This is a genomic window from Paenibacillus sp. GCM10027626, from assembly GCF_042676285.1.
Lineage (GTDB): Bacteria > Bacillota > Bacilli > Paenibacillales > Paenibacillaceae > Paenibacillus_Z.
Genome location: NZ_JBHTHC010000003.1, coordinates 457,176 through 466,401 on the forward strand (window position 1 = coordinate 457,176; position 9,226 = coordinate 466,401).

General features: G+C 46.7%; 1 protein-coding gene and 1 riboswitch. The gene reads right to left on the reverse strand.

The window, feature by feature from the left end; all coding sequences use genetic code 11:
- Positions 1 to 134 precede the first annotated feature (134 nt).
- Entirely contained in the window at positions 135 to 8,453 is an 8,319-nt protein-coding gene (locus ACFQ0N_RS38295; protein ID WP_483874985.1) for an isopeptide-forming domain-containing fimbrial protein, read from the reverse strand.
- 198 nt (positions 8,454 to 8,651) lie between these two features.
- A riboswitch (cyclic di-GMP riboswitch) is annotated at positions 8,652 to 8,735 on the reverse strand.
- Positions 8,736 to 9,226 lie beyond the last annotated feature (491 nt).

The following is a 9,226-nucleotide window of genomic DNA, read 5'->3' on the forward strand; positions in this document are numbered from 1 at the left end:
TCCTGTATTTGGGCACGGGAGGGGCACTATAACCGCACCCCCATGCTATCTAACGCTTACCACCAAAGAAAACTGATACAAGCACAAAAAGCAGCCCGCCTCCCGAAGGAGAGGGGCTGCTTTTTTAGTTTTTGCTACGAGGCATTCTTTTTATCGGTCTTTTTTCTTCTTGCCAGCCACATGCCGGCAATAAGGAGCAGGCCTCCTGCCAACAAATACGTGTACATATTGGTCGCTGTTTTTGGCAAGTAGTGCTGACCATTGTTCTTGCTGCCGCTTTCCGTGCCGTTCCCTCCACCTGTGGATACCCAAGGCTGCTCAGGTGTCGGACCCGGTTTGGTTGGTTCTTTCTCTCCCGGCTTCACTGGTTTATCAGGTTTATCCGGTTGCCCTGGTTTGCCTGGTTGTCCCGGTTTGCTTGGTTTGCCCGCTTGATGGTTCCCGTTGTCATTTCCGCCAACGATGATCTCCTCATAAGGCTCCTCCGGTGCACGTACATTGTCCCCAGCTACTTCGCCGATGTTTTTGATCTTTTTGCCGGCTTGGCCCTCTTCGACCTGGACCTGGAACACAATCGTATGCCACTTCGTATCCATGACATCGCCAATTTCTCCAACAACTCTTCCAGCAGCATAGTAGCCACTGTCACCATCTGCTTTATCCGTTACCTTATGACCATCCACTTTTAATGTGCCTGGCACATAAGCCAACCCTGCCGGCAATTCGTCGGCTATCACCAAATTACTGACCATGGTTCCTGGTACTGTATTCCGCGCTTTCACCGTGTACACCAGCTTGTCACCGGCTTTGATGCTGCCGCTGCCCAGTTTCTTCGAAACTTTTTGCGACTCTAGTACAGGAGTTTCAGGATCAGGAACAATTACTTTTTCAACTACCGTGATTGCTTCACGAGGGCTATCTGTCACTAACAGATTATCCCCGCTCACTTTAGCGATGTTTTCGATCGTCCGGCCAGCTTGTCCTGCTTTTACTTTTGCCTGGAACTCCAGCTTATGCCAGTTCATGTCTGTGATGAAGCCGAACTTCCCGGTTACTTTGTCATCCTCATAGTCGCCGTTGTCTTCATCTTTAGCATCGGTCACAGGCTTGCCGTCCACTTTCAAGCTTCCAGGGACGTACTCCAGTCCTTCCGGCAATTCGTCGGAAATGACTAGATTGCTTACGGTGCTGCCTGATACCGTATTGCGCGTCTGGATCGCATATTCGATCGTGTCGCCCTCTTCGACGTTACCGCCGTTCAGATCCTTGGATGTTTTATGCGACTCCATGACTGGAGATTGATACGGCGGGTACGGCGGATAGATAATCGGCTCATTGTCGACGAAAATCTCTTTCGTCGGTTTACCCGGTTCGCCAATGTTGCCGCCTGTGACTTCCGCGACGTTTTTGATCGTTTGACCGGCTTGTCCTGCTTTCACTTTGGTCCGGAACTCCAGCGTATGCCAGTTGGTATCGGAAATGTTACCGATGATGGCGTTCATAACGCCGTCCTTATAGCTTCCGCTATCGTCTCCTTCCGCATCTGTAACAGCTACGCCGTCTACCTTCATGCTTCCGGCGACGTATTCCAAGCCTGCCGGCAGAGTATCCGAAATCTTCAGATCGGTCAGAACGCTATTGCTTACTGTGTTTCTTGCCCGGATCTTATAGATAACCGTATCCCCGACTTCGTACTTCTGCTTGTTTTCAGTCAAATTCGCTGCCGACTTCTCGGATTCGAGGGCCGGATAACGCGGATAAATTTCGACTGTCGTTGTCGGCTCATCTGGCTTGCCGACATTGTCTCCCTTGACAACCGCTTTGTTCTGAATATCCTTGCTCGCTTGGCCTGGCAGCACCTTCGCTTGGAAGGTTACCGTATGCCATGTCGTATCAGATACATTGCCGAATTGACCAGTCACTTGACTGTTCACATAATGACCAGCATCGTCTCCTTCGGCATCAGTGACAGCTTTGCCATCTACACTCAGGGTTCCAGGAACGTATTCCAAACCTGCTGGAATTTTATCCGTGATCACCAGATTGGTGACCAAACTATCCGCATTGGTATTGCGAGTCTGAATCGTATACAGCAGCGTGTCGCCGACTTCTGGATGTGCTGCATCTTTATTGCCATCCGCTTTAGTTTGCAGACTGGACGTTTTGGTCGACTCCAAAACCGGGCCGCGCGGATAAATCTCGACTGTCGTCGTTGGCTCGTCCGGCTCGCCGACATTGTCTCCTTTGACAACCGCTTTGTTCTGAATATCTTTGCCCGCTTGCCCTGACAGTACTTTCGCCTGGAAGGTTACTGTATGCCAGGACGTATCGGTCACGATGCCGATTTGGCCCGTCACTTGGCCATCAACATAATGGCCGCGGTCTCCATCCTCAGCATCGCTCACCGCGATTCCGTCTACGAACAACGTTCCTGGAACGTATGCCAAACCTGCCGGAACTTTGTCCGTAATGACGAGATTGGTGACTACACTGTCGGTTACGATGTTACGAGTCTGGATCGTATACAGCAGCGTGTCGCCTACCTCTGGATGATCCGCATCTTTATTGCCGTCTGCCTTGGTTTCCAGCTTCGCCGATTTCGTCGATTCAAGCGCTGGATAACGCGGATAGATCTCGACTGTCGTTGTCGGCTCATCTGGCTCGCCAACATTGTCACCCTTGACAACCGCTTTGTTCTGAATATCCTTGCTTGCTTGGCCTGGCAGCACCTTCGCCTGGAAGGTTACCGTATGCCACGACGTATCGGTCACATTGCCGATTTGGCCCGTCACTTGGCCATCGGTGTAATGGCCGGCATCGTCTCCTTCAGCATCGGTGACAGCTTTGCCGTCTACGCTCAGCGTACCCGGTACATACTCCAAGCCCGCCGGAAGTTTATCCGTGATCACCAGATTGGTGACCAGACTATCGGCATTAGTATTGCGAGTCTGGATCGTATATAGCAGTGTGTCGCCTACTTCTGGATGATCCGCATCTTTATTGCCGTCCGCTTTAGCTTGTAGACTGGACGTTTTGGTAGACTCCAAAACAGGGCCACGTGGATAAATCTCCACTGTCGTTGTCGGCTCGTCCGGCTCGCCGACATTGTCTCCTTTGACAACCGCTTTGTTCCGAATATCCTTGCCCGCTTGGCCAGGAAGCACCTTCGCTTGGAAGGTTACCGTATGCCAGGACGTATCGGTCACATTGCCGATTTGGCCTGTCACTTGACCATCGGCATAATGGCCGGCATCGTCTCCTTCGGTATCAGTGACAGCTTTGCCGTCTACGCTCAGCGTGCCTGGAACGTATGCCAAGCCTGCCGGGATTTTATCCGCGATGATCAGATTGGTGACAACACTGTCGGTTACGATGTTACGAGTCTGGATCGTATAAACCAGCGTATCGCCAACTTCAGGATGATCCGCATCTGTATTGCCGTCCGCCTTCGTATCCAGCTTCGCGGACTTCTCCGATTCAAGCACCGGGTAGCGCGGATAAACTTTCACTTCTTCTTCCGGCTTCTCTGGCTCGTCAATATTGTCTCCTTCAACGGCGGCTATATTTTTAATATCCGCACCAGCCTGGCCTGCTTTTACCTTCACTTCGAAAGTAACCGTATGCCAGTCCGTGTCTGTGATATCGCCAAATTGGCCCGCCACCTTGCCATCGACATAATGACCTTTGTCATCGTCTTTTGCGTCTGTAACAGATTCGCCATCCACTTGCAGGCTGCCTGCGACATACTCGAGACCTTCCGGTATTTCATCGGAAATCACCAAGTTTTTCACAAGACTGTCTGTGATCGTATTCTGGGTCCTGATTGTGTAGAGAAGGGTGTCACCCACTTCCGGATGTTCCTTGTCCTTGTTACCCACAGCTTTTTCTTTAATCGTCGAGGATTTCTCCGATTTCAGGACAGGATCTTTCGGATCAACCTTGACAATCTCCTCTGGTTTATCCGGCTCATCGATGCTATCGCCTTCAATAGTGGCTATATTTTTGAGCTCTTTGCCAGATTGACCGGACATAATTTTTGCTTCGAATGTAACTGTGCGCCATTCCGTATCGTTCGCTTCACCGAAGTTCGCTGTAATGGTACCATCTTTGAACTCACCCATACCTTCATGACTTACTTCTAGGCTGCCATCTACATATTCGAGCCCTGCTGGAAGTTGATCGGTGATCGATAGATTTGTGATCAGGCTTTCCGACACTTTGTTGCGAGTCTTGATGGTGTAGACAATCGTATCGCCCACTTCGTATTTTTCTTTCCCTGTCACAGCGTTGATGGCTGTTTTCTCGGATTCGAGCTTAGGTACCCTTGGATAAACTTTTACTTCTTCTTCCGGCTTCTCCGGCTCGTCAATATTGTCTCCTTCAACGGCGGCTATATTTTTAATATCCGCACCAGCCTGGCCTGCTTTTACCTTCACTTCGAAAGTAACCGTATGCCAGTCCGTGTCTGTAATATCGCCAAATAGTCCAGCTACCTTGCCATCGACATAATGACCTTTGTCATCATTTTCGGCATCTGTGACAGATTCGCCATCCACTTGCAGGCTGCCTGCGACATACTCAAGGCCTTCCGGTAGTTCATCGGAAATCGCCAAGTTTTTCACAAGACTGTCTGCGATCGTGTTCTGGGTCTTAATGGTGTAGAGAAGTGTGTCACCCACTTCCGGATGATCCTTGTCCTTGTTACTCACAGCTTTTTCTTTAATCGCCGAGGATTTCTCCGATATCAGGACAGGATCTTTCGGATCAACCTTGACAATTTCCTCTGGTTTATCCGGGACATCGATGTTACCGCCATCAATAGTGGCAATATTTTTGAGTTCTTTGCCAGATTGACCGGACATAATTTTTGCTTCGAATGTAACTGTCCGCCATTGCGTATCCGTTACATCACCGAAATTCGCCGTGACCTTGCCATCTTTGAACTCGCCTGTGCCATTATTGCTTACTTTCAAGCTGTCTGCCACATATTCGAGTCCTGCTGGAAGTTCATCCGTAATCGTCAGGTTTTTCACTTCACTATCCGATACTTTGTTGCGCGTTTTGATTGTGTAGACAATCGTATCGCCAACTTCGTATTTTTCTTTCCCTGTCACAGCGTTGATGGCTGTTTTCTCGGATTCGAGCTTAGGTACCCTTGGATAAACTTTTACTTCTTCTTCCGGCTTCTCCGGCTCGTCAATATTGTCTCCTTCAACGGCGGCTATATTTTTAATATCCGCACCGGCCTGGCCTGCTTTTACCTTCACTTCGAAAGTAACCGTATGCCAGTTCGTGTCTGCGATATCGCCAAATAGTCCAACAACCTTGCCATCGACATAATGACCTTTGTCACCATCTTTATCATCTGTTACAGCTTGACCATCCACTTTCAGGCTGCCTGCGACATACTCGAGACCTGCCGGTATTTCATCGGAAATCACCAAGTTTTTCACAAGACTGTCTGCCATCGTGTTCTGAGTCTTAATTGTGTAGAGAAGGGTGTCGCCGACTTCCGGATTGTCCGTATCTGTATTGCCATCAGCCTTTTGTTGAATCGCTGCTGATTTTTCCGATTTCAGGACAGGATCTTTATATTTGATCGGTGTTTTTACTTCATTCGTTTCAGTTTGTTTTTCTTCATCTATTAGCAAGTCTTTAAATTTCACTAATGCCTTGTTCATTACATCTTTTCCTGCATAATTAGACAAAGCTTTTACTTTAAATTGAACAGTAATTCCATCAGGCAGGTCAGTGATATTCGGTAAAGTTCCGACATTAAAAGTTACTTTGCCGTCAGCATAATGACCTGCATCCTCATCTTTCTCATCTGTTACCGTTCCTTTTTTAGGACCGTTCAAAATTTTCATTGATCCAGGAACATACTCTGTACCTTGAGGTATCGCATCTTCGATGACTGTATTTTCGGCAATGTCGCCACCACCATTTTTCACGGTGACTTCATAGATTAATTCATCCCCAGCAAATACGTCACTTTTTGGACTAACCGTTTTTTCTGCTACGACACAAGGCCCTGTACCTAGAAAGATGTCGTCTAGATGATTACCATGTCCGATCGATCCAGTGGACGTAGATACAGCCTCAAATCCAAACCTTGTCACGGTTTGTCCTTCCGGAACGGTATAGGATCCCGTATAAGTTCCCCAGGCCGTATTGTCATCGGACATTTGTTGTATGATTGAGGTATCATAAGGATCGGCTGTTGCCGGTCCGATTCGGAGTTGCATCGTATCAACTCCGCTTAGCCCTATATGTGAAAGTCTCCAATAGATCGTCTGTCCGGGTGTAGTCTGGACATCTTGATATAACATGCCGTTTATAGCAGCATTTATTTCTGCAAATCGATTACCATCAACAGGAGGAACATGTTCTTGTACATAAGGAGCAGGGTAACCTGCAGCATAGTCCCATATTTCAATCCATGTATCAGTAGTCTCCCATCCTGGAACTTCATCTACAAAGTACCCAAATGAACCATTCATTGAACCTGTTCCAGGTGGTTCCTCAAAACTGCCATTTATCAGGGCTACCGGGATGCCACATCCGTCTGGTGGATCTGGCGGATTAAGTGGATAGACCACAACAGTATTCTTCGGCTCGTCAGGCTTGTCTAGATTGTCGCCAGTGACAGCCGCGGTATTTTCAATCGTCTTCCCAGCTTGTCCTGCTTTTACCTGTACTTCGAATGTAATCGTATACCATTCCGTGTCGGTTACATCCCCAAACTTTCCGGTTACTGTAAGATCGGCATAATGGCCTTGATCATCATCCTGATCATCACTGACTGCTTTACCGTCTACGGTCAGTGTACCCGGAACATATTCCAACCCTGCCGGAATTTTGTCGGAGATCACGAGATTGCTCACGAGAGTATCTGTTACCGTATTGCGCGTCTGTATTGTATACAGCAACGTGTCTCCCACTTCCGGATGAGCTGCATCTTTATTCCCATCCGCTTTTTGTTTGATTACTGCTGTTTTATTAGATTCGAGAGATGGAGAAGGATTTAGATTGATGTGAATCGTGATTGTTGCTTCTGCCGTTCCGCCATGCCCATCATCAACAATGACAGTAAACGAATCATCACCAACATAGTCTTTATCCGGCGTGTAAGTCCACGTTCCATCCTCATTCACTATAATCGTACCATGAATCGGCTGTTGACCCGCTTTATAGGTTAGACTGTCGCCATCTGGATCCGTCCCGTTTACTTGCCCCGAGACCGGCGTATTTACCGGCGTAGTCTTTGTATCATCCGGGGCGACTGGCGGCTGGTTAGTAGCCGGAATTGTGTCAGAATCACTGGCGCAACCGGCAGTAGCCGAAAGTGTAATGTCTTTTGAATGATCGGCATTGTTCAACACCGCATGAATCTTTCCGTCTGCATCTGCTACTAAAGCGGTTACAGGCTCTCCGTTTGGTCCGTTTAGGTCTCCTACTGTAGAAGTAAAAGTATCCAGCTGTGCATCGGGAACTGGATTACCTAGCGGATCTAGCAGAATTGCCGTAACATTGTATACCCCCGGTTCGCCAGCCGGCTCAGACGCTAATTTCACACTGCTAGGTGCTTGCCTGTACTCATTTGGCTGAGCAAGGGTATCAATAGGTGCGTAGTTATTGACAAAATACCAGCTATTGATATCATGAGTCTCGTTATTCGGGTATCCTGTCGAAGCGGTAAAACCGGCGTGAATAGGTTTTCCATCAAATATCGAACCAAGATCTATGTTATTTACTTCTAAAATTTTGTTAGCACTCGCTCTATCTGGTGAAGTTCCTAGACGTACCTGAACATTTTGGGCTAAACCATCATAGTCGATCCATGTGTAATACAGTGTTCCGTTTGATAAAACATAATTGGTGCCATTAGCCCCATTATACTGATCCAAATCGGTATACCAACCATCCTGATTTTCCACCGATCCATTTTGCGCAAGTCCAATGTAGTTTGAAGAAGGATCACGATAAACTGTGTTTAAAAAAGTATCATATTTAACAGCGAAGCTGGGTTTAATACCGTAATACCCTATACCGCCTCCCTCACTTAACTGACTGGATGTACCGGTCTGGATCGTAAAAGTCAAACCGTCACTAGCCTCTTCCGTATTTGGACTCATTTTAAACGAAAAGGCTGTACTGAATGAATAATTGTTTTTTGGGCAAATTGCATTTTTGTTAAAAACGCTGCCGCTTTTCATTGGCTCTGCCGGTGTCAGCCGTATAAAGTTTGTCCCACCGGGAACATTGGCAGTACCATCCGATTCAAACAATTGATTAAACGTATCATTAGAGAATCCATCCAATTTATAAGTCAGCCACTTATTATCTGCAGCCGCCTTTGCATTTTGAAATGGAAGAATCGGATTGTACGCAATAATGATGAGAAAAGCCATCAAAACTTTAAAAATCCGATTGATTAGTAATTTTGTTTTCAATGTATTCCCTCCTTATTTATTTTTTACTTTGAATGTGGGAGGATATGTTGGCGGATACGTTTTCATCTTCCTCTCCTTCTTAAATTAGTAGAAGCAACTCATTGCTGCAGTCATCAATGAACACCTCCTCCTCATGCCCAAAATAAAAAAACTCCATCGTAACCGAACATGCGCCAACAGATGGAGGTTTCCATCATATTCGGCAGCTGGCTGGCATTGGTTGACCCGTTAGCCCCTATAGCTTTGCGTCCCCGTCTTTCAACGAGTTTGCTATTATCGTACGATGTATTTAATTTTCTAAACAGAAATCACCATTAGTATATATTGAAATAAGTCTAAAGATCAGGTACGATAGCCCCAAGTTTGCTGTAATCTATAGTTATTTGTCTAATTTTAGGAAGAACGGACGCAACCAGCATAGTTCCTATACAAAGATCCGTTTCACGTTTTCTTGAGTAATTCCACGGCAGCGCTTTCTATGGAGCGTGCACAGCGCTTACTCTCGTCAGTTAATAGAAGCATTCATTCCTTACCAAGCCACTTCCATTATTTGCCATAATTTCACTATTGAGTAAGAACAAAATCAAACACACGAACAGTCAACGGGGTTGCCATTATCGTACGAGCTTGCATTTAGTATTTTCCGCATTAAACACTTGCTTAATTTGGATTATACTTGAATTAAAATTGATGGGTTAGGCCCGATAGTCCCAATTTGGTTAAAATTTCTTTTTATCTATAGCTTCCTGGGAATACAACATCACTATTTTATT